The 22,819-nt window shown below is 29.1% G+C and carries 25 protein-coding genes; 23 read left to right on the forward strand and 2 right to left on the reverse strand.

From position 1 onward, the window contains the following. Positions 1-171 precede the first annotated feature (171 nt). Positions 172-1,566: a transcription termination factor Rho gene (gene rho / locus CP523_RS10110; RefSeq protein ID WP_066676586.1), complete on the forward strand. Its 1,395-nt coding sequence runs from the start codon at positions 172-174 to the stop codon at positions 1,564-1,566. A 30-nt stretch (positions 1,567-1,596) separates the two neighbouring features. Here rho and CP523_RS10115 read toward each other — a convergent pair whose 3' ends face one another. Then, on the reverse strand, positions 1,597-2,697 hold the full coding sequence (locus CP523_RS10115) for an MGDG synthase family glycosyltransferase (protein ID WP_066676588.1): 1,101 nt from the start codon (positions 2,695-2,697) through the stop codon (positions 1,597-1,599). Between the two features lie 136 nt (positions 2,698-2,833). Next, positions 2,834-3,040 carry a 50S ribosomal protein L31 gene (gene rpmE, locus CP523_RS10120; RefSeq protein WP_066676590.1) on the reverse strand — a complete coding sequence of 69 codons (207 nt, stop codon included), beginning with the start codon at positions 3,038-3,040 and terminating at the stop codon, positions 2,834-2,836. A gap of 286 nt (positions 3,041-3,326) precedes the next feature. Here rpmE and CP523_RS10125 point away from each other — a divergent pair, with 286 nt between their 5' ends. The 22 genes from CP523_RS10125 (at position 3,327) to CP523_RS10230 (ending at position 22,809) form a co-directional block, all read left to right on the forward strand. Further along, positions 3,327-3,914 (forward strand): thymidine kinase, encoded by a 588-nt coding sequence (locus tag CP523_RS10125; protein ID WP_066676593.1) that lies wholly within the window; start codon positions 3,327-3,329, stop codon positions 3,912-3,914. A 23-nt stretch (positions 3,915-3,937) separates the two neighbouring features. Further along, positions 3,938-5,695 carry a peptide chain release factor N(5)-glutamine methyltransferase gene (gene prmC / locus CP523_RS10130; RefSeq protein ID WP_066676595.1) on the forward strand — a complete coding sequence of 586 codons (1,758 nt, stop codon included), beginning with the start codon at positions 3,938-3,940 and terminating at the stop codon, positions 5,693-5,695. Between the two features lie 63 nt (positions 5,696-5,758). Further along, positions 5,759-6,844 (forward strand): peptide chain release factor 1, encoded by a 1,086-nt coding sequence (gene prfA, locus CP523_RS10135; protein ID WP_066676600.1) that lies wholly within the window; start codon positions 5,759-5,761, stop codon positions 6,842-6,844. Between the two features lie 58 nt (positions 6,845-6,902). Beyond that, on the forward strand, positions 6,903-7,493 hold the full coding sequence (locus CP523_RS10140; protein ID WP_066676602.1) for a hypothetical protein: 591 nt from the start codon (positions 6,903-6,905) through the stop codon (positions 7,491-7,493). A gap of 17 nt (positions 7,494-7,510) precedes the next feature. Next, positions 7,511-8,560: an L-threonylcarbamoyladenylate synthase gene (locus CP523_RS10145; RefSeq protein ID WP_066676604.1), complete on the forward strand. Its 1,050-nt coding sequence runs from the start codon at positions 7,511-7,513 to the stop codon at positions 8,558-8,560. 77 nt (positions 8,561-8,637) lie between these two features. Then, positions 8,638-9,087: a ribose 5-phosphate isomerase B gene (rpiB, locus tag CP523_RS10150; protein WP_066676606.1), complete on the forward strand. Its 450-nt coding sequence runs from the start codon at positions 8,638-8,640 to the stop codon at positions 9,085-9,087. Between the two features lie 51 nt (positions 9,088-9,138). Beyond that, positions 9,139-9,768, forward strand: coding sequence for a uracil phosphoribosyltransferase (gene upp / locus CP523_RS10155; RefSeq protein ID WP_066676608.1), 630 nt, complete (start codon positions 9,139-9,141; stop codon positions 9,766-9,768). Positions 9,769-10,046: 278 nt separating this feature from the next. Beyond that, positions 10,047-10,541: a deoxycytidylate deaminase gene (locus CP523_RS10160; protein WP_066676610.1), complete on the forward strand. Its 495-nt coding sequence runs from the start codon at positions 10,047-10,049 to the stop codon at positions 10,539-10,541. Between the two features lie 17 nt (positions 10,542-10,558). Beyond that, a complete protein-coding gene (gene wecB / locus CP523_RS10165; RefSeq protein WP_066676611.1) occupies positions 10,559-11,710 on the forward strand; it encodes a non-hydrolyzing UDP-N-acetylglucosamine 2-epimerase in 1,152 nt (383 codons plus the stop codon). A gap of 118 nt (positions 11,711-11,828) precedes the next feature. Further along, the gene (locus tag CP523_RS10170; RefSeq protein ID WP_066676619.1) at positions 11,829-13,010 is read left to right on the forward strand and encodes an acetyl-CoA C-acetyltransferase; all 1,182 of its coding nucleotides are present in this window, start codon (positions 11,829-11,831) and stop codon (positions 13,008-13,010) included. A 702-nt stretch (positions 13,011-13,712) separates the two neighbouring features. Beyond that, on the forward strand, positions 13,713-14,075 hold the full coding sequence (locus CP523_RS10175; RefSeq protein ID WP_066676626.1) for a hypothetical protein: 363 nt from the start codon (positions 13,713-13,715) through the stop codon (positions 14,073-14,075). Continuing rightward, the gene (locus CP523_RS10180; protein ID WP_066676632.1) at positions 14,076-14,756 is read left to right on the forward strand and encodes a F0F1 ATP synthase subunit A; all 681 of its coding nucleotides are present in this window, start codon (positions 14,076-14,078) and stop codon (positions 14,754-14,756) included. Positions 14,757-14,775: 19 nt separating this feature from the next. Beyond that, positions 14,776-15,009, forward strand: coding sequence for an ATP synthase F0 subunit C (gene atpE / locus CP523_RS10185; RefSeq protein ID WP_066676634.1), 234 nt, complete (start codon positions 14,776-14,778; stop codon positions 15,007-15,009). A 40-nt stretch (positions 15,010-15,049) separates the two neighbouring features. After that, positions 15,050-15,529, forward strand: coding sequence for a F0F1 ATP synthase subunit B (locus tag CP523_RS10190; protein ID WP_066676636.1), 480 nt, complete (start codon positions 15,050-15,052; stop codon positions 15,527-15,529). A gap of 2 nt (positions 15,530-15,531) precedes the next feature. Next, positions 15,532-16,071, forward strand: a complete 540-nt coding sequence (locus CP523_RS10195; protein WP_066676639.1) for a F0F1 ATP synthase subunit delta — start codon at positions 15,532-15,534, stop codon at positions 16,069-16,071. Positions 16,072-16,081: 10 nt separating this feature from the next. Then, complete coding sequence (atpA, locus tag CP523_RS10200) at positions 16,082-17,596, forward strand: F0F1 ATP synthase subunit alpha (protein ID WP_066676641.1); 1,515 nt, start codon at positions 16,082-16,084, stop codon at positions 17,594-17,596. Positions 17,597-17,632: 36 nt separating this feature from the next. Further along, a complete protein-coding gene (atpG, locus tag CP523_RS10205) occupies positions 17,633-18,484 on the forward strand; it encodes an ATP synthase F1 subunit gamma (RefSeq protein ID WP_066676643.1) in 852 nt (283 codons plus the stop codon). A 15-nt stretch (positions 18,485-18,499) separates the two neighbouring features. Further along, positions 18,500-19,891 carry a F0F1 ATP synthase subunit beta gene (gene atpD / locus CP523_RS10210; protein ID WP_066676645.1) on the forward strand — a complete coding sequence of 464 codons (1,392 nt, stop codon included), beginning with the start codon at positions 18,500-18,502 and terminating at the stop codon, positions 19,889-19,891. Positions 19,892-19,905: 14 nt separating this feature from the next. Then, the gene (locus CP523_RS10215; protein ID WP_066676647.1) at positions 19,906-20,313 is read left to right on the forward strand and encodes an ATP synthase delta/epsilon chain alpha-helix domain-containing protein; all 408 of its coding nucleotides are present in this window, start codon (positions 19,906-19,908) and stop codon (positions 20,311-20,313) included. Between the two features lie 131 nt (positions 20,314-20,444). Continuing rightward, on the forward strand, positions 20,445-21,674 hold the full coding sequence (locus CP523_RS10220; RefSeq protein WP_120140379.1) for an IS91 family transposase: 1,230 nt from the start codon (positions 20,445-20,447) through the stop codon (positions 21,672-21,674). Positions 21,675-21,688: 14 nt separating this feature from the next. Then, entirely contained in the window at positions 21,689-21,880 is a 192-nt protein-coding gene (locus CP523_RS10225) for a hypothetical protein (RefSeq protein WP_066677279.1), read from the forward strand. 281 nt (positions 21,881-22,161) lie between these two features. Beyond that, the gene (locus CP523_RS10230) at positions 22,162-22,809 is read left to right on the forward strand and encodes a hypothetical protein (RefSeq protein ID WP_066674338.1); all 648 of its coding nucleotides are present in this window, start codon (positions 22,162-22,164) and stop codon (positions 22,807-22,809) included. The last annotated feature ends 10 nt before the right edge of the window (positions 22,810-22,819 follow it).

Below are 22,819 nucleotides of genomic sequence, written 5' to 3' on the forward strand. Positions count from 1 at the left end.
ACAGATTAGTAATCTTTAGAAGCATATCTTTTAGTTATAAGTGTATAACAATATCCCAAAATCTTATTTTTAATTTAAATGTTGTATATGCAAATAAATTTAATTATAAAAAATAAATGATTAGTAAAATGTTAATATAAAGTGAGTTTAATATAAGGTGGAGGTGCCGTTTTGACCAAAGAGGTGTATGAAAAGAAAACATTAGCTGAGCTTAAGGAAATAGCTAAAGAAAAAGGTATAAAAAATATAAGCAAGTTAAAAAAAATAGAACTTATAGAGAGTATTATAGAAAATTCACCTAAGGCTATAGAAAAAAATGGAGTAATTTTACAGGAGAAGATAACTCCTAAACAAAGTGTAACAGATAATAAAACTATAGATCTTAGAGAAAATAATAAAGAAGAAAAAAAAGAAAGATTACAGGTTATGATAAATGAATCTAATACAGCTAAAGGGGTTTTAGAAATATTAGAAAATAATAATTTTGGATTTCTAAGATGTAATAATTATCAAACAGGTGAAAATGATATTTATGTTTCACCATCTCAAATTAGAAGATTCAATTTGAGAACAGGAGATGAAGTTCAAGGTAAAGTTAGAGAGGCTAAAGAAGGGGAGAAATTTAAAGCTTTACTATATGTAGATAAAGTAAATGGAGAGAATCCTGAAAAAGCTGTTGGGAGAAAATCTTTTGAAAGTTTGACTCCAATATATCCAGAAGAAAGATTACATTTAGAAACTATTAATGAAAATGACTTATCATCTAGATTAATGGATATAATATGTCCTATAGGTAAGGGGCAGAGAGGAATAATAGTTGCTCCGCCTAAGGCTGGAAAAACTACCTTATTAAAAAAGGTAGCACAAAATATAACAGTAAATTATCCAGAAGTAACATTAATAGTATTACTTATAGATGAAAGACCAGAGGAAGTAACTGATATGAAGCGTTCAATAAATGGAGATGTAATTTACTCAACTTTCGATGAAGAGCCTCAAAATCATACTAAGGTTTCTAGAATGGTATTAGAAAGAGCTAAAAGAATGGTAGAGCAAGGTAAAGATGTAGTGATATTGTTAGATAGTTTAACTAGATTGTCAAGAGCGTATAATTTGACTATAACTCCAACTGGAAGAACTTTATCTGGTGGTTTAGATCCAGGTGCTTTACTTATGCCTAAAAAATTCTTTGGAGCAGCAAGAAATATAGAAGAAGGTGGTAGCTTAACTATTTTAGCAACTGCTTTAGTAGATACTGGTTCAAGAATGGATGATATGATATTTGAAGAGTTTAAGGGAACTGGAAATATGGAAGTTCATTTAGATAGAAAACTTCAAGAAAGAAGAATATTCCCAGCTATAGATATCTATAAATCTGGTACAAGAAAAGAAGATTTAATCTTAAGTGATGAAGAAAAAGAAGTTGCATATTCAATTAGAAGAGTTATGTATAGAGATGGAAACATAGAGAATGTAACAGAAAAACTTATAAACATGTTGTCTAAGACAAAAAATAATTCTGAATTTATAAGTATGTTTAATAAAAGTGATATAGAACGTAAATAAAAGGAGTTTGATTTTCAAACTCCTTTTATATTATTTATTTATTAACTTATCTGCAAGTTTAACTATATTAATCTTAGAATATGTACTTGCAAGAATATTAAGTTTGTTACGAATAGAATATAATTTATTAGGATTATTAATCAAATCATCTACAATCAGATTAAGTTCTAGTAGGTTATCAGTATATAAAGCATATCCATGTGAAGTAAGAAATTCTACATTTTGAGTTTCTTGACCAGGAATTGCAAATGGAATTAAAATAGGTAAATTCTTATTTATTGCTTCTGTAATGGTTAGTCCACCTGGTTTACTTATTATTAAATCTGAATACTCCATTAATGAATCTACATCTCTAGAAAACCCTAAAATATGAAGTTTTTTATCTTTAATTACATGCTTATATTCTTTTAAAAGATTTTCTTTTAGTTTAGTATTATTTCCACAAACAACTGTGATTCTAAGTTTATGAGAATTATTTAATAGCTCTTTTAATACATAAGATATATTTTTAAGGCCCATACTACCACTCATTAATAGGATGTTGAAGTATTCATCGTTTTTAGTGGTACGTATAAGCGGATTACTTTCGAGAAATTCATCTTTAACTGGTATTCCAAATGGGAAAATTTTATCAGAAGAAATACCTCTTTTAGATAAATCTTTTTTTGTGAATTCACTGGCTGTAATATAGGCATCTATATCTTTATCTATATAAGTTGAATGAGCTTTAAAGTCAGTTACTATAGAAATAACAGGTATTTCTAAACCTTTTCTTTTTAGAGATCCTAAAATATTAACGGCAAAAGGGTGTGTAAGTAATATAATATCAGGTTGAATAGTATTAATATATTTAAACACTTTTTTTCTTAATAAAAAACAAATAAATGAAAGAATTTTATTTGTAAGAAAAGTATCAGTAAGTTTATAAAAAAAACCATAAGTTTTTTGAAAGATAGAAGCTGATATTTCGTATCCGCCAACGAAAAATTTAGTTAAAATTTTGCTATTACTTACTAAAAAATCATTTCTTACAACTTCATAACCGTTCTTTTCTAATGTACTAGATATAGAGTTTGCCGCTTGATTATGCCCTTCGCCAGTGGAAGTACTGAATATTAAAATTTTCTTCATAATATAATTACACTCACTTTTCATAAATATAAGATTTAAAAATACATTATTTTATATTATATAATAAAATCTTAAAAATACAAAATATGCTTAGAAATAAGAAAAATGGGAAAGAACAAGTCTTTCCCATGATTTTCTATTTGTTAAGATTGAATCTCTTGTTGAACTTATCAACTCTACCGCCAACATCAACGATCTTTTGTTTTCCAGTGAAGAATGGGTGGCATTTAGAGCATATTTCTACTTTAAGTTCGTCTTTAACTGAACCAGTTGTAAAAGTATTTCCACATGCACACTTAACTACAGCTTCATTGTTGTATTTTGGATGTATGCCTTCTCTCATATTTTTCACCTCTTTCGATTGTTACATAACTTCTTGAGTATAGCATATGGTATTTGTCCAGTCAAGGCAGTGAAAGGATAAAGTAATTAAATTATTTTAAGAAATTTTTGTAAAAAAATTAATATTTAAATAAATATTAAAGTTTAATTTATTTTTTATAATACATAATAGATTTTATAAATTGAATAAAGATAATATTAATATTTATAGCAAATATTTTCTTTGTTAATATGAATTTATAATGCTATAATCGATATATATTATAGGCAAGAAGGAGAAGAGTAGTGTGAGTAAGTTATATTTTAGATATGGAGCAATGAATTCAGGAAAATCAACACATCTTATGCAAGTTGCACATAATTATGAAGAAAGAGGAATGAAGGTTGCATTGGTTAAACCATCTACAGATAAAAAAGGTGGAGAAAAACTATTATCTAGATTAGGTGTAGAACGTAAAGTAGATCTAATAATAGGTGAAAATGATAATATAATTGAAGAAGTTAAAAAATATAAAAATAAAGTTAACGGAATAGATTGTATATTAGTAGATGAAGTTCAGTTTTTAAAAGCTAAGCAAATAGATGAGTTATTTGAAGTGGCTGTAGTTTTAGATATACCAGTTATATGTTATGGTCTTAGAACTGATTTTAAAATGCAAGGTTTTGAAGGTAGTACAAGATTATTATTAATAGCACATAGCATAGAAGAAATGAAGACAATCTGTAAATGTGGAAGAAAAGCTTTATTTAATGGAAGAAAAATAAATAACAAATTTGTTTTCGAAGGGGAACAAATAGCTATTGATCATATAGATAATGTAGAGTATGAATCATTATGTGGAAACTGTTATTTTAAGTATCAACATAAAAAATAATATGATATGAGAGTGTGATATGAATGAAGAGATGTGAGGTTGGAGGACAGGCTGTTATTGAAGGTGTGATGATGAGAGGTGGAAAAGGGCAAGCTACTGCAGTAAGAACGCCGAAAAATAAAATTGAGGTCGAGTTTGAAAAAGTATTACCAATAACTAAAAGAAAAAAATATTTAAACATACCATTTATACGTGGAGTATTTATTTTAATAGATTCGCTGGTTACTGGAATAAAAACATTAAATTATTCTGCATCATTCTTTGAAGAAGATGAAGAGCCATCGAAATTTGAGGAGTGGCTAAAGCGTAAATTGGGTGATAAAGCTAATGATATAATAATTGGAGTAACTTTAGCTTTTTCTATGGTTCTTGCAATGGGGTTATTTATTGCAATACCAACAGGGGTTGCTTCTATATTTAAGGGGTTAGGCTTTACTCCAATAATATTAAATTTAATAGAAGCAATGATTAGAATATCAATACTTCTTATTTATATATATGGTATAAGTAAAATGGAAGATATATATAGGGTATTCCAATATCATGGAGCAGAACATAAAACAATATTTTGCTATGAGGCAGAAGAGAAGCTTACAGTTGAAAATGTAAAAAAATTTAGTAGATTTCATCCAAGATGTGGAACGAACTTTTTGTTCTTAATAATGTTCGTAAGTATAATAATTTTTACTTTTACAGGATGGGGAAATTTTGCTCAGAGATTAATTCTAAGAATTGTTTTGATACCAGTAGTTTCTGGTATTACTTATGAAATAATTAGATGGCTTGGTAAAAATGATAGTAGTTTAGCAAAAGTTATAGCATATCCAGGTTTAAAATTACAAGAACTAACAACTAAAGAACCTGATAATGATCAAATTGAGGTTGCAATAGCTGCTTTAATGAGGGCAGAAGGGATTGAAATGAAAAATACAATAGGTAAATTAATAGATTCTGGTGTTAAAATTCTTAAAGATAATAATATAGAAACATATATTTTAGATACTCAACTTTTATTAGGAAAAGTTTTAAAAAAAGATAAGCTTTATTTAATTACTCATAGGGATGAAGAGGTTGGAAAAGAAGATGAGAATAGTTTCTTTGATCTTCTTGGTAAAAGAAAAGAAAAAATGCCTATGAAATATATATTAGGTGAATCAGAGTTCATGGGATTAGACTTTTATTTAGAAGAAGGAGTTTTAATTCCACGTGGAGATACTGAAATACTTGTAGAGGAAGTTCTTAAATTAATTTCAGAAAGTGACAAAAGTAAGGTATGTGATTTGTGTTGTGGAAGTGGAGCTATAGGTATAGCATTAGCATATTATAGAAAGAATATAAAAGTAGATGCTATAGATTATTATGATACTCCACAAAAAGTAACAATAGAAAATATAAAAAGACATAGCTTACAAGAGCGAGTTAACTTTATTAAAAGTGACTTGCTAGGTAAAGTTATAGAAAGTGGGGAAAAATATGATTATTTAGTATCAAACCCACCGTATATAAGAGAAGATGTAATAGAAACATTAATGGATGATGTTAAGAAATATGAACCACATACTGCTCTTTCAGGAGGAAAAGATGGTTTAGATTTTTATAAGAGAATAATAAAAGAAAGTAAGTATGTTTTAAATAGTAATGGGATATTAGCTTTTGAAATAGGTTATGATCAAGCAGAAGATTTAGAAGAACTAATGAAAGAGGAAAATTTTATAAATATAAAGGTTATAAAAGATTTAGCTGGATTAGACAGAGTAATAATTGGAAATTTTCATTCTTGATAAACTTCTAAATATTATGATATAATAAAAAAATGTGAAAAAATATAGTACGGAGTGATACTTATGTTATTAGATAAATTAGCTTTTATAGAAAATAAATACGAAGAGTTATCAGTAAAGATATCAGATCCTTCAATTATGGCGAATCAAGCTGAATGGAGGAAGTTATGTAAGGAACATGCTGATTTGGAAATTATAGTAACAGCATATAAAGAATATAAAACTGTAACTGAAGATTTACAAGCTAACAAAGAAATGTTATCAGAAGAAAGTGATAAAGAAATGAGAGAAATGCTTTCAGAAGAGATTTCAATGTTAACAGCAAGAGAAGAAGAGTTAGAAAATCACATTCAAATTCTTTTATTACCTAAGGATCCAAACGATGATAAGAATGTATTCGTTGAAATTCGAGGAGGAGCAGGTGGAGATGAAGCAGCTCTATTTGCAGCAAATCTTTTTAGAATGTACACACGATATGCAGAAAATCAAAGGTGGAGCGTTGAATTAATGAGTGCAAATGAAACTGATATCGGAGGTTTCAAGGAAGTTGTATTTATGATTAAAGGTCATGGGGCTTATTCTAAACTTAAATATGAAAGTGGAGTTCATAGAGTTCAAAGAGTTCCAGATACAGAATCAAGTGGTAGAATACATACATCAACTGCCACAGTAGCTGTGTTACCAGAAGTTGATGATGTAGAAATAGAAATTAATGAAAAAGACTTAAGAATAGATGTTTATAGATCATCAGGTAATGGTGGTCAGTGTGTTAATACTACAGATTCAGCAGTTAGAATTACTCACCTTCCAACAGGATTGGTAGTAGCATGTCAAGATGAAAAATCACAACTTAAGAATAAAGAAAAAGCTATGAAAGTATTAAGATCAAGATTATACGAAGCAGCAGAAGCTGAAAGAGCGGCTGGTATAGCTGAAGATAGAAAGAGTCAAGTTGGATCTGGAGATAGAAGTGAAAGAATTAGAACATACAACTATCCTCAAGGTAGGGTAACAGATCATAGAATAGGATTAACTTTATATAAGTTAGAATCATATTTAAATGGAGACATAGATGAAGTAATTAATGCATTAATTACAGCAGATCAAGCAGAAAAAATGAAACAAATGGGAAATACAGACGCTATTTAGTATATTAAAAGCCTTGCATTTAAAATGTAGGGCTTTTAAAGTAACTGGAGGAATGTATATGAGATTAAAAAAGGCAATAAAAAAAGAGAATGGTAGAAAAAAACGTTTTTTAATTTTTATGATAGTGATATCAATATTTCTTCCTGCAGTAGTATACTTTTATAAAATAAGGTCAACATTTATTTTAAGTTATTTAGGAGTTATTGAATTTCTTATAGCAATAGCAGTATTGGCTAAAGTTAATTATCATAAGTTAGATTTTAAATGTAGTAATAATAAATTAGAGATGAAAAATAGTTTGTTTTTAAAGAAAAATTTATTATTATGCGATAAAGTTGCTTTAGTACATACGGATAAGTATAAAGAAGAGATGGAAATAATTATAATAACTACTGTTGGGTTTAAAAATACCTCTTTAAGTCCAGTTACAGGAGGATTCTTGAAAAGATATCCAGAAGCTGGAGAAAAGTACTTAAAAATAAAGAAAATGAATCCTGAAAATATGTATTATTTTAAAATAATAAAAAGAGGTGGATTCAAAAAATATCAATTGTTAGATGTAATTTATAGAAATTGTGTAAAAGCAGTATATACTTCATCAGCTATAGAAAGTATAAAGCTAGCGAGAGAACAAAATGAATTTAAATAGAAAGAAGGTAGAACTTGTTGGAAACAAGGGTAGCTGTAATAAAAGATATTGATAAAGATAAAAAATATATAGAAGAAGCGGCTAAGATTATAAAAAATTCAGGAGTAGTAGCTTTTCCTACGGAAACTGTATATGGATTAGGAGCAAATGCATTAAACACAGATGCAGTGGATAAAATATTTAAAGCAAAGGGGAGACCGCAGGATAATCCATTAATAGTACATGTTGCATCAAAAGATATAAGTGATATTGTTTTTGATATTCCTAAAGTTGCCCAAAAATTAATAGATAAATTTTGGCCAGGTCCTTTAACCATTATATTAAATAAAAAATCTATAATACCAGATGTTACTAGTGCAGGACTTAATACAATTGGAGTAAGGATGCCTAATAGTAAAATAGCTTTAAAATTAATTGAGTTATCCGAATGTCCAATAGCAGCACCTTCTGCTAATATTTCAGGAAGACCAAGTCCAACTGAAATGGAAAGATGCGTTGAGGATTTATCTGGGAAGGTTGATTATATTTTAGGTGGAGAAAAAAGCGATATTGGAGTAGAGTCTACTATAGTTGATTGTACTGTAGAACCTCCAGTAGTATTAAGACCTGGTGGAATAACTTTAGAAATGTTGAGGGAATTTCATGAAGGTATAAAATTAGATCCAGCAATACAAGGAAAACCATCAAAAGATTTAAGACCTAAAGCTCCTGGAATGAAGTATAGACATTATGCACCAAAAGCTAATTTAAAAATAATAAAAGGAAATAACGAAAAAACTATTGAAAAAATTAGCGAAATGGTACACAATTATATAGAAAATCATAAGAGAGTAGCAATTTTAGCTACAGATGAAAATTTATCTAGATTTAAAAGTGGAGAAATAATTTCTTTAGGTAGTGAATTAAATTTAAATGAAATTGCTAGAAATATTTTTGAGACTTTAAGAAAGTGCGATGATTTAGGAGTAGATATTATTTTATGTCAAGCTTTTGAAGAAAAAGAGGTAGGAGTTGCTATAATGAATAGACTTAATAAAGCAGCTGGGTTTGACATAATAGAAGTATAAATTAAAGGGAGGAAGGAGGTAATCTTTCTTCCTTTTTTTAGATAATTATTCAATAACTAAATAGGAGGAACTATTATATGAAAATAGCATTAGGTTCAGACCATGGTGGAATAGAATTAAAAGAAGAGATAATTAACTACTTAAAAAGTGAGGGATATGAAATAAAAGATTTTGGTACTTGTACTAAAGATTCATGTGATTATCCAGATTATGCAGTTCCAGTAGCAGAAGCTGTTGCAGCAAAAGAATTTGATTTTGGTATTTTAGTATGTGGTACAGGAATAGGAATAGGAATTGCAGCAAATAAAGTTCCAGGAATAAGAGCAGCATTATGTTCAGACACTTTTAGTGCTCATGCAACAAGAGAGCATAATAATGCTAATATACTAACATTAGGGCAAAGAGTAGTAGGTCCAGGGCTAGCATTAGATATAGTAAAAACTTTTTTAAATACTAAGTTTGAAGGTGGAAGACATCAAACAAGAATAGATAAAATATCAGATGTAGAAAAACAGTATAATAAATAATATAAAATTATTATAATTATAGATTTATAGATTAGAGGAGGACATTATATAATGAGTAAGGTAACGCAAATTGATCACCCATTAATACTTCATAAATTAGCTTTTATAAGAAATAAAGATACTGGGGCAAAAGATTTCAGAGAATTAGTTGAAGAAGTTTCAATGCTTATGGCATATGAGGTGACTAGAGACTTAAGTACTGAAGAAGTAGAAATAGAGACTCCTATCTGTAAAGCAAAGTGTCAAATGCTAGCAGGAAAGAAAATGGCTATAGTTCCGATATTAAGAGCAGGACTTGGTATGGTAGATGGTATGCTAAAGCTTATACCAGCAGCTAAGGTTGGTCATGTTGGATTATATAGAGATGAGGAAACTCTACAACCAGTAGAATATTTCTGTAAACTTCCACAAGATATAGCAGAAAGAGATGTAATTGTAGTAGATCCTATGTTAGCAACTGGCGGATCAGCAGCTGATGCAATACAAATACTAAAGAAAAGAGGTGCTAAAAACCTAAGATTAATGTGTCTAATTTCATCACCAGAAGGAATTGAATTTGTACAAAAAGCACATCCAGATGTAGACATATATGTTGGAGGAATAGATGAAAAATTAAATGAACAGGGATATATTGTACCTGGTTTAGGTGATGCAGGAGATAGGTTATTTGGTACTAAGTAAAACTTATATATAACTAATATAATGGGGTTTAAAGTTTGTTATACAAATTTTAAACCTTATTGTTTATAATACATTAATAACTGAACATATAAAAATTGTATTATATTTGAAAATAATATTTTTGTTAGATATAATTAGATACATATAAATGGAAAAAACAAATAGGATTATATAATGAAGATTCCAAACTTTTATAGTAATTTAATATAAAAGTTTGAAAGAATTTTTTTTTTTTTATAATTTTAACTAATTTATATAATTGTAGGGGTGTATAAAATTTGGATAGAAGAGATAAACATAATTATTATTTAGACATTGCTGAGACTGTATTGGAAAGAGGTACATGTTTAAGAAGAAATTATGGGTCTATAATAGTAAAAAATGATGAAATAATATCAAGTGGATATACAGGTGCTCCTAGGGGAAGGAAAAACTGTATAGATATAAAAACTTGTATTAGAGAAAAATTGAATATTCCAAGAGGAACTCATTATGAATTATGTAGAAGTGTTCATAGTGAGGCAAATGCAATAATAAGTGCTTCAAGAAGAGATATGATTGGAGCAACATTATATTTAGTTGGTAGAGACGTAAATGATAAAGAATATGTATTAAATGCAAATTCTTGCTCTATGTGTAAACGAATGATAATAAATGCAGGAATAAAAGAAGTTATAATAAGAGATAGTAAAAATAAATACAGATCAATATTAGTAGATTCTTGGATATATGAAGATGATAGCTTAGATATAAAATTAGAGATGGGATATTAACATAGGAGGATTAATAAGTGGATAAGAAAAAAATAATAACAATATTTGGAACAAGACCAGAAGCTATAAAAATGGCACCTTTGGTAAAGGAATTAGAAAAGAGAAAGGGGTTTGAAGCTAAAGTTTGCGTAACAGCTCAACATAGAGAAATGTTAGATCAAGTTTTAGATTACTTTGATATAGTTCCAGATTTTGATTTAAATATAATGAAATCAAAACAAACATTAACTGGAATTACAAATAAAGTTTTAGAAGGATTAGAAGAAATATTTATACAAGAAAAGCCAGATATGGTATTAGTACATGGAGATACAACAACTACATTTTCAGGTGCATTAGCAGCGTTTTATCAAAAGGTATCAGTAGGACATGTAGAAGCTGGGCTTAGAACCTTTGATAAATACTTTCCATTTCCAGAAGAAATGAATAGAAAATTAACAGGTGCATTAGCTGACCTGCATTTTGCGCCTACAAAAGGTTCAAAAAATAATTTATTAAGAGAAGGTATAAATGATAAAGATATTTATATAACAGGAAATACAGTTATAGATGCAATGCTTCATACTGTAAAAGATAATTATATTTTTGACAATAAAGAATTAAATGAAATAGATTTCATTAACAAAAAAGTTATTATGATTACTGCTCATAGAAGGGAAAATTGGGGCAAAGGAATAGAAAATATTTGTGATGCTTTAAAAATAATTGTAGAAAAAAATAAAGATGTCGAATTGGTATATTTAGTGCATTTAAATCCGGTAGTAAAAGATGTAGTTAATAAAAAATTAGGAAATTTAGAAAGGGTACATTTATTAGATCCGTTAGATACAAAAGAAACTCATAATCTTATGAATAAATGTTTTATGGTTATGACAGATTCAGGTGGTCTACAAGAGGAGGCTCCACATTTGGGAAAACCAGTGTTAGTGCTAAGAGACGTTACAGAAAGACCAGAAGCAGTTAGTTATGGAACAGTAAAATTAGTTGGTACTGATATAGAAAAAATAGTAGATGAAGCCAACAAATTATTAACTAATACTGAGGCTTATAATATTATGAGTAAATCAGTAAATCCGTATGGAGATGGTTTAGCATCAAAAAGAATAGCTGACGCTATAGAGAAGTATTTTGGGATTAGAGAAGAAAAAATAGAAGAATTTGTTAGATAATTTGGAAATAAATATAAAATATAAGGTTGATTATAGATATAAAAGTGGTATAATGAAATTGTGTTAATTGTTTAACAAATAAGAAAATTCTAACAGAGAACTTAGGGAGGGTTTAATAATGAGAGAAGTAGTTATTGTAAGTGCGGTAAGAACACCTATAGGATCTTTTGGGGGATCATTAAAGGATGTATCTGTAGCAGATTTGGGAGCAACAGTAATTAAGGAAGCTGTAGCTAGAGCTGGAATAAAAGGGGAACAAGTAGAAGAAGTATTAATGGGTAATGTTATTCAAGCGGGACTTGGACAAAATGTCACAAGACAAGCAGCTGTTAGAGCAGGATTGCCAGTAGAAATTCCAGCTATGACTATAAATAAAGTATGTGGATCAGGTTTAAGAACAGTAGCATTAGCAGCTCAAATGATAAAAGCTGGAGATGCTGATGTTGTAGTTGCTGGTGGTATAGAAAATATGTCAAGTGCACCATACCTATTGAGAACTGCAAGATGGGGTCAAAGAATGGGTGATGGAAAAATGGTTGACTCAATGATTAATGATGCTTTATGGGAATCATTTAATAATTATCATATGGGTGTTACTGCTGAAAATATAGCTAAGCAATGGAACATAACAAGAGAAGAACAAGACGAATTTGCTCTTCAATCACAACTAAAAGCTGAAAAGGCTATTAAAGAAGGTAGATTTAAAGATGAAATTGTTCCAGTTTTAATTCCTCAAAGAAGAGGAGAACCAAAAGTATTTGATACTGATGAATTTCCAAGATTTAGTTCAACAATAGAAGGAATGAAAAAATTAAAGCCAGCATTTATTAAAGATGGTACAGTAACAGCAGGTAATGCATCAGGTATAAATGATGGAGCAGCAGCTTTTGTGGTAATGAGTGCAGATAAAGCAAAAGAATTAGGAGTTAAGCCTTTAGCTAAAATAATTTCATATGGACAAAGAGGTTTAGATCCATCAATTATGGGATATGGACCTTTCCATGCAACTAAAAAAGCTTTAGAAGTATCAGGATTAAAAATTGAAGATTTAGATTTAATAGAAGCAAATGAAGCTTTTGCAGCACAAAGTATAGCAGTTGCTAGAGACTTAAACTTTGATATGAGCAAAGTAAATGTTAATGGTGGAGCTATTGCGTTAGGACATCCGGTTGGAGCATCAGGAGCTAGAATTTTAGTAACATTACTTTACGAAATGCAAAAAAGAGATGCTAAAAAAGGTTTAGCTACTTTATGCATAGGTGGAGGAATGGGAACAGCTATGATAGTGGAAAAACTATAATATGTAAATTATATATAAAGACTTTCAACTACAATATGTAGTTGAAAGTCTTTTTTTAGTATTAAAAATTAAAAAAACAGATATACTATTAATAATAAATCGACACAAATATACAGTAAAGTTTACTATTTTCAGAAATATAGAAAAACTTATTAAATAGGATACAAGTTCATTATAAATATTAACATATAAATTATTATACAAGAATTTAAAACATTTAATTTAGTGTAAAGTACCTAAAACTAAAGCTTTAATAGGACTATTATTATATTAATAATAATGTAATTATAATATAAAAATAAGAAAAAAAATAAAAAATGAATAAATTTAAAATGAATTATTCATTTATATGAAATAATAAATTAATGAGTTTTTAATATATAATAAAATAATAATATAAAAATGAGAAAAAAATGTGTTTCTCGCAAAAAAAATGTGTTTAAGGGCTTATGAAAATGTTAACACAGAAAAAAATCGTAAATCAGAATATTTAAAATATTCAAATAAATGAATAATCATGGTTAATTTTGCCTGTTACCAATGAAAAACTTAATATTAATGAATTGCATTAAGTAAAATGATAATAAACTACTATAATCACTAAATATAAATTGAAAAGAAGAAATATAAAGAAAAACAAAGTTTTCATTAATGTTTTACCAGGTCTATAATAACAAGAGTCAGTTGGGGGGGAAAGATAAAATGAGTAGAGAAATGAATAATTTGCTAAGGAAAATGATAAAATGTGATTTAGTAGGAGGACTCATTTCTGCACTTATAGTATCTTTATTAGTAAACTTACAAATTGCAAGTATATTTTTTATGGGAATATTAGTAGCTTTAGTAAACTTCCTAGTAAGTGGAATAATTTTAGAATATTCATTAATAAGGGATAAGAAGTTACTAATAATAATGAGTTATTTCATAAAAATAATAGTAATAGTTTGTTTAGCACTGCCATTTATGTACAACTTACAAAAACTAATAGCATATGTTGGAGGATATATAAGTCATTTTATACTTTTAACATTTTATTGGTTAAAAAATGAGAAAGGAAGTGATTAGGTGGAACCATTGAAGCCTATATTTTCCTTTGGACTTGGAGGTTTTACGGTAGATATTACTCCTGATATAGTGGTCCAATGGGTAATAATTGCCTTAGTAGCTATTTTGGCGTGGTGGGCAACTAGAAATTTAAAGGTTAAACCAAGTAAAAAGCAAGTAGTTGTTGAATCAATATATACTACAATTAGAAATGTAGTATTAGAGAATGTTGGTGAAAATTATACTGATATAATTCCATTTATAGGATCCATGGGAATTTATCTACTTTTAATGAATCTTGTAGGTTTAATCGGCGTAGTACCACCAACGAAAAATTTTAGTGTAACTTTAGGTATGGCACTTATAACATTTTTTGTTGTTCAAACTTATGCAATTAAAAAGCATGGAGTTAAAAGTTACATGAAGGGATATATACAACCAATTCCCGTTATGTTACCAATTAATTTATTAGAAAGAGTTATGTTACCAGTTTCATTGTCATTAAGACTTTTTGGTAACGTGTTAGCAGCTACATTTATCATAGAATTAGTATATGAGAATCTACATAAAATAGCATGGATAGCACAAATTGGTTTACCAATAGCTTTACATGGATATTTTGATGTGTTTGATGGCGTTATACAAATGGTGATATTTGTTATGTTAACAATGATAAATATAAAAATAGTTTCAGAACATTAATTTTAAGGAGGATTTTATCATGAATGAAATAGGAATGAGAGCATTAGGAGCAGGTATTGCGGTATTAGTCGGTTTAGGAGCAGGTATAGGTATAGGTAATGCTACAGGAAAAGCTGTAGAAGGTGTTTCAAGAAATCCAGAAACTAGTGGTAAGATTACAACTGCTTTAATTATAGGTGCAGGTTTCGCAGAAGCAACAGCTATTTACGGTTTATTAGTATCAATACTTCTAATATTTGTTGGAGTAAAATAATGAATTTTAGTGACTCCAGAAGGGAGGCAATGTATATATAATGGATATAGACAAGAGTGTAATTATAGCAACCATAATAAATTTCATTATCCTATTAGCTATATTAAAACATTTCTTCTTTGATAAGGTTAAAGCAATAATTGAAGAGAGAGAAAATGATATTACAACTCAATTAGACAATGCCGAAGAGGAACTAGAAAAAGCTAGAATGTTAGCTATTGAAAATGAAAGAGTATTAAAGGGCGCTAGAGAAGAAGGAAAGAAGATTACTGAAAGACATAAAGAAAAAGCAGAAAAGATATATGAAGAAATTATTGATGAGGCAAACCAAGAGGCTAAAGTTATTTTAGAAAGAGCCAAGGTAGAAATCAATAGAGAGAAAGAAAAAGTAGAATATCAACTTAAAAAGGAAGCTATAGATTTAGCAATTGAACTTTCAAAAAAAGTTATCGAAAAGAATATTAATGAACAAGATAACAGAGATCTAATTGGAGATTTTATTAATAAGGTAGGTAAGTAATTATGTACGAATATTTAGACCGAAGATATGCTTTAGCGTTATATGAAGTAGCTGAAGAAAAAGGGAAAGTTCAACAATACTTACAAGACTTACGAGAAATCTGTAATTTAATAGATACGAATAAGGAATTCTACGAAGTAATCAAGCATCCGCAAATTAGCACAAAAAAGAAGAAGAAGACTTTTATAAATATATTTAAAGGTCATATAGATGAAGAATTATTATCATTTTTATTAATTCTTATAGAGAAAGACAGAATACTTTATCTAAGAGAAAAGCTAAAGGAAATGGAAAAGATAGACTTAGAGCGTAAGAATACCTTAAATGGAGTTATAAAAACAACAGTTTCGTTAACTGATGAGGAATTTAATTCTCTAAAGTCTAAATTAGAAAAAAAATATAATAAGCATGTTATCTTAGAACAAATTATTGATAAAAGTATTCTAGGTGGAATATATGTAAGAGTTGGTAATGATGTGATAGATGGTACAGTTAAATCCAAATTAGATGAATTACAGGATTTAATGCTTAGCACAGAATAGAGGTGAAGTTATGAATATTAAGCCTGAAGAAATAACATCCATAATCAAAAAAGAAATCGAAAGATATGAAAAAGAAATAACAACAGTGGACTCAGGAACTATTATTCAAATAGGTGATGGAGTTGCTAGGGTTTATGGCTTAGACGATTGTATGGAAGGTGAATTATTAGAATTCCCAAACAATGTTTATGGTATGGCTTTAAACTTAGAACAAGATAATGTTGGATGTGTTCTTTTAGGACCTGAAGAAGGTATAAAAGAAGGCGATATTGTAAAAAGAACAAATAAAATAGTAGAAGTTCCAGTTGGTGAAGCTCTATTAGGAAGAGTTGTAAACTCTCTTGGAGAAGCTATAGATGGAAAAGGACCTATAAATCATGCAGAATACAGAGCTATAGAAGTTCCAGCACCAAGTATAATAGATAGAAGTTCAGTTAATGAACCATTACAAACTGGTATAAAAGCTATAGATTCAATGATACCAATCGGTAAGGGACAAAGAGAACTTATCATAGGAGATAGACAAACAGGTAAAACTGCAATAGCAGTTGATACAATATTAAATCAAAAAGGTAAAGATGTTATCTGTATTTATGTTGCAATTGGACAAAAGCAATCAACAGTTGCCAACATAGTTAATACTTTAGAAGAAATGGGAGCTTTAGATTATTCAATAATTGTAAGTGGTACAGCTTCTGAATCAGCACCATTACAATATTTAGCACCATATGCTGGATGTAGTATGGGAGAATATTTCATGCATCAAGGAAAAGACGTTTTAATTATTTATGATGATCTTTCAAAGCATGCAGTAGCTTATAGAACAATGTCATTACTATTAAGAAGACCACCAGGTAGAGAAGCTTATCCTGGAGATGTATTCTATATACATTCAAGACTATTAGAAAGAGCAGCTAAACTTTCTAAAGAAAATGGTGGAGGATCATTAACAGCTCTTCCAATTATAGAAACACTTGCAGGGGACGTTACAGCATATATCCCTACTAATGTTATTTCAATAACAGATGGTCAAATATTCTTAGAATCAGATTTATTCCACTCAGGTCAAAGACCAGCGGTTAATGCTGGTATATCAGTATCAAGAGTTGGTGGTAATGCACAAATTAAAGCTATGAAACAAGTTTCTGGTACTTTAAGACTTGAACTTGCACAATATAGAGAATTAGCAGCATTCTCACAATTTGGTTCAGACTTAGATAAAGATTCTAAGAAGAGACTTGAAAAAGGTAAGAGATTAGTCGAAGTTTTAAAACAAGACCAATATTCTCCAATGCCAGTTGAAAAGCAAATTGTTATATTATATGCAACTGTTAATGATTTCTTATCAGATATAAAAGTTGAACATGTAAGAAAATTTGAAAAAGAACTTTTAGAATATGCTGACACTCACTATAGAGATTTATTAAAAGAAATAGTTGACGGAAAAGTTCTTAGTGACAAAGTAAAGTTTGAATTAGATAAATGTATAATAGAATTTAAAAAATTATTTTTACAAGATGCATAGCTTAAAAAGCTATGCAATTCTTTAGGAGGTGGAAGTTTGGGATCAGCAGGACTTATTGAAATAAAAAGAAGAATGAAGTCAGTTGAAAGTACAAGAAAGATAACAAAAGCTATGAATCTTGTATCCACTTCTAAACTTAGAAAGGCAAGAAAAGAACTTGCTGCTAATGAAAAATATTATGATTTATGCCATGAAATAGTAAGCGAATTAATGGCTGCTTTACCAATGGATTATGAAAGTCCATTCTTTAACAGCAAGGTAAAAACTTCTGATAAGCTTTATATTGTTATAAGTTCAGATACAGGTCTTTGTGGTGGCTTCAATGGTAACATAGCAAGCAGATTAAATGATATGGTTGAAGATAAGAGTAAGGCAAAGGTTGTTGTTGCAGGAAGTAAAGGGATTTCATATATGAAAAGATACAGATTTGATACTGTAGGTGAATATGTAGAAATTCCAGATGTACCTACTGTAAAAGAAATAAAAGCAATATATCAAGATGCTTTATATATGTTTAGAAAAGGAGATGTTTCAGAAGTAAATGTAGTATTTACAGAATTCATTTCTCCAATTAAACAAGAGGTAAAAATAGAAAGACTTTTCCCTATTGAAAGAGAAGGAAATGTTCAAGGTGACTTTTTAATTGAACCTAGCTTAGATGAGGTTTTAAATTCAAGTTTAGATGTGTATTTTAAAAGTAAGCTTAGAAGAGCTATGCTACATTCAAAAGTTAGTGAGCAAAGTGCTAGAATGACGGCTATGGATGGAGCTACTAGAAATGCTAATGATATATTACAAAACTTAAGTATTAAATACAATAGAATAAGACAAACAATGATAACTCAAGAGATATCAGAAATTGTAGGAGGAGCTGAAGCTCAAAAATAGTAAGGAGGTATTACTATGCCTAAAAAAGTAGGAAAAGTAGTTCAAGTTATTGGACCAGTTGTTGATATAAAATTTGACTCAGATGCACTTCCTAACATCTATAATGAAATTAGAATAGATATGGAAGATAAAGTATTAGTAGCTGAAGTTGAACAACATATTGGAGATGACATAGTAAGAACAATAGCTATGGAATCTACAGATGGATTAAAAAGAGGAATGAAGGCTACAGATACAGGAAAATGTATATCAGTACCAGTTGGTAAAGGGGTATTAGGTAGACTTTTTAATGTATTAGGTAATCCAATAGATAATGCTGGTGATATTGAAATGGAAGAAGTTTATCCAATACACAGACCAGCACCAAGTTTTAAAGAACAAGCTTTAGAACCAGAGATGTTTGAAACAGGCATTAAAGTTATAGATTTATTAGCCCCATATCAAAAGGGTGGTAAGATAGGTCTATTTGGAGGAGCAGGTGTTGGTAAAACTGTTCTTATCCAAGAACTTATAAATAATATAGCTAAGGAACACGGTGGACTTTCAGTATTCACAGGTGTTGGAGAAAGATCAAGAGAAGGTAATGATTTATATTACGAAATGAAAGAATCAGGAGTTATAGACAAGACAGCTCTAGTGTTTGGACAAATGAATGAATCTCCAGGAGCTAGAATGAGAGTATCTTTAACAGGATTAACTATGGCTGAATATTTCAGAGATCAAGGTCAAGATGTGCTTTTATTCATAGATAACATATTTAGATTTACTCAAGCTGGATCAGAAGTATCGGCTTTACTTGGAAGAATACCATCAGCAGTTGGTTATCAACCAACACTAGCAACTGAAATGGGTGCACTTCAAGAAAGAATTACTTCAACTAAAAATGGATCAATAACTTCAGTTCAAGCTGTATATGTACCAGCAGATGACCTTACTGACCCAGCTCCAGCAACAACATTTACTCATCTTGATGCAACAACAGTTTTAGCAAGAAGTATAGCAGAACTTGGAATTTATCCAGCTGTTGATCCATTAGAATCATCATCAAGAATATTAGATCCAAGAGTTGTTGGAAAAGAGCACTATCAAGTAGCAACTGATGTTAAGAATATACTTGAAAGATACAAAGAATTACAAGATATAATTGCAATTCTAGGTGTAGATGAATTATCAGATGAAGATAAGAGTGTAGTTGCTAGAGCAAGAAGAGTTCAAAGATTTTTATCACAACCATTTACAGTTGCAGAACAATTTACTGGAATGCAAGGTAAATATGTACCTGTAAAGGAAACTGTAAGAGGATTTAAAGAAATATTAGAAGGTAAATACGATGATTTACCAGAATCAGCATTTTTATTTGTAGGAAGTGTTGAAGAAGCAGTTGAAAAAGCTAAAACCTTAGTGTAAGGGGATGAAAAATTATGGCTAAAACTTTTAAAGTAGATATAATTACCCCTGGTAATGAACCAATTCATATTGAAGTGGAATCACTTCAAACTGGAACTTCAAATGGAGCAGTTGAATTTAGAGCTAATCATACTGCAATAATATTAAGCACTATACCAGCAACTACAACTATTATAAAAGCTGATGGTAAAAAGGAAAAGATGTTCACATCAAGTGGAATAATATATCTTAAAGATAATAATCTAAAATTTTGCTGTGATGCAGTAGAATATTCACAGGATATAGATCTTTCAAGAGCTGAGAACGCTAAAGAAAGAGCTGAAAAAAGATTAAAAGAAAATAAGGATATAGATATTGAAAGAGCTAAAATGGCATTAGCTAGAGCAAATGCTAGAATTCAGACTTTCAGTATTAATGATTAAAGAGTGTTTTAACACTCTTTTTTTAATGTACAGGAAAGTATAAAAATTTTGAAGGCTGAAAGTTAGATATTATCTAGCTTTTAGCCTTCAAATATGTTAGATTAATTAATTATAAATTAGAGGTTTAACAGATGAAAAAAGGTAAGATAAAAAGAATATTAGAAGACCATTGGAAAGAGTTTGAAAAGTTATATAAAAATAAGATTAGACCTAATGTTAAAAAGGAAGTAGAAAAAGTTTTAAAGTGTAAAGATACAAAGTATGGATTTATTGAATTGAAGTGTAATAATTGTAATACTACAAAGAGAATCGGATTTACATGTAAAAGTAGATTTTGTACTTCATGTGGAAAGATTTATACGGATAATTGGATTGATAATATGTTGGGAAATTTAATAAATGTTAGGCATAGACATATAGTTTTTACTATACCAAAAGAATTAAGAGAATTCTTTGGACTGGATAGACAAAGACTTAAGATATTGCCGAAGTGCGCAGCGAGAGCTGTTACGAGTTGGATGCATAGTTTAAATAGAAAGGAGGAATTCACACCAGGTATAGTAACTGTAATACATACATTTGGAAGAGATTTAAAGTGGAATCCTCATGTACATATGATGGTTACAGAAGGAGGGAGAGGAAATATAACAGAATGGAGGCATATAAGGCACATATCTTATGAATCATTAAGAAAAAGATGGCAAAAGGTTTTGTTAGATGAAATAACTTATATAAATGGAAATACAAAAGAAATTAAATTACTAAAAAATAAACTATATAAAGAGAAAGATAAAGGTTTTTATGTTCATGCTAAAACTGAGATAAAATCAGCGAAGACAGCAGCAAAATATGTAGGGAGATATGTGGGACGTCCTGCGATAGCGGAATCAAGGATTCTTAAATATGATGGTGAAAATGTGACTTATAAATATACTAGACATGAAGATAATAAGGTCATAGTTGAAACTGTACATGTATATGAGTTCATAAAAAGAATAATAAGACATATTCCAGAGAAAAATTTTAAAATGATAAGATACTTTGGAATTTATTCTAGAAGAAGCAAAGGAAAATTTAATTTTATAAAAATGATAGATGAAAAGATATTAAGTATAAGAAGATCTATAGCAACTTGGGAGAATAGAATACTGGCAATAAGTGGTGTAAATCCGTGTAAATGTCCTAACTGTGGTAATAAAATGAGATTTCATGATATTGTATATCCTAAATATGGGTCCATGAGGGAACGGCTGAGAATTAAGATTATAGAAGAGAATGAAGAAAAATTAGAAAAGGCTATAGAAAATTATGCTATTACTAAACGTATATTAAGTGGTAAAATAATTCCGAAAACAACTTAGTTGGAGGAAGTAAGATGAAAACAGAGGAAATATTATATATTTGTACTATTTGCGGAGCTAAAGAAAATATTCCTAAAGAAGTAGTTGAATATTTTGATGAAATGGATCAAAGCAATGTTGATGAACCACCATGCTTTTCATGTGAAAAGTGCGGAGGAGTAATGAGGCCTAAAGAGTATACTGGAGTATATGGAATAAAGTATTAATTAATAGGAAAAATATAGCATAGAACAGATATCGGTTCTATGCTTCTTAAGGTACTTAAAATTAAATTCCCGAAGGGAGCGTGGCGAAAGCCACTTTTTTATTTTATAATTATATATTTCGGTAAAAGTATATTTTTATCAATATTAGTACATAGATATACATGAATTCTTTGACAATCTATCACAATTTTCAACTAAATTTATATATTATATTATAGTTATAAATTTTGTATAGTATTTCAAAATTTGGACAATAATTTAGAGGAAAGGTGGGGAAAGATATGAAGAAGAAATTTAAGCTAATCCCTTTTATAATCTTTTCTCTATTGTTTATTGAAGCAATTCCATTTGTAGAAGAAAAATCACAAAATAGCTTTAATACAATAGAAAATAAAGTTATGGAAGAGTGTGACTTTGTTCAAAATGGTATTAAAATGGAATATGTATCACAAAGTACCTTTAAAGATGAACAGTATAGGCTATTAATGGAATTGAAGAAAAATATTAAAGATGATATACAATTAAATAAAAATAAAATTATATACAAGGATTTAGAAAAAGAAATTACTGTGAATATTTGGGAAGAAAAGAACAAAACAAAAGTTGAAATTATTTATTTAAATAATAAAAATACAAAGAAATCAGCTGATTTAAAGAAAGAATTAGTAAAATTTCAAAATAATAAATCTATACAAGTAAGATATTTTACTTTCATAAAGGGTAAGATAAAAACATCGGATGAAAATTATGTTCAGGAATTACTAAAAAATTATATAAAAGAAGGCACTTTAGAAAGCCTTGATATCCATAATGGTTATGTAGCAAAAGCTAAATTAAGAGATAACCAAAGGGTTAATGTAGGGAATGTAAAGTACGATACAGGTGAATACATAGTTGTAGGAACACCTATGATATTCATAACATACTAACAATTCATTA

It is taken from the genome of Clostridium septicum, from assembly GCF_003606265.1.
GTDB classification, from domain to species: Bacteria; Bacillota; Clostridia; order Clostridiales; family Clostridiaceae; genus Clostridium; species Clostridium septicum.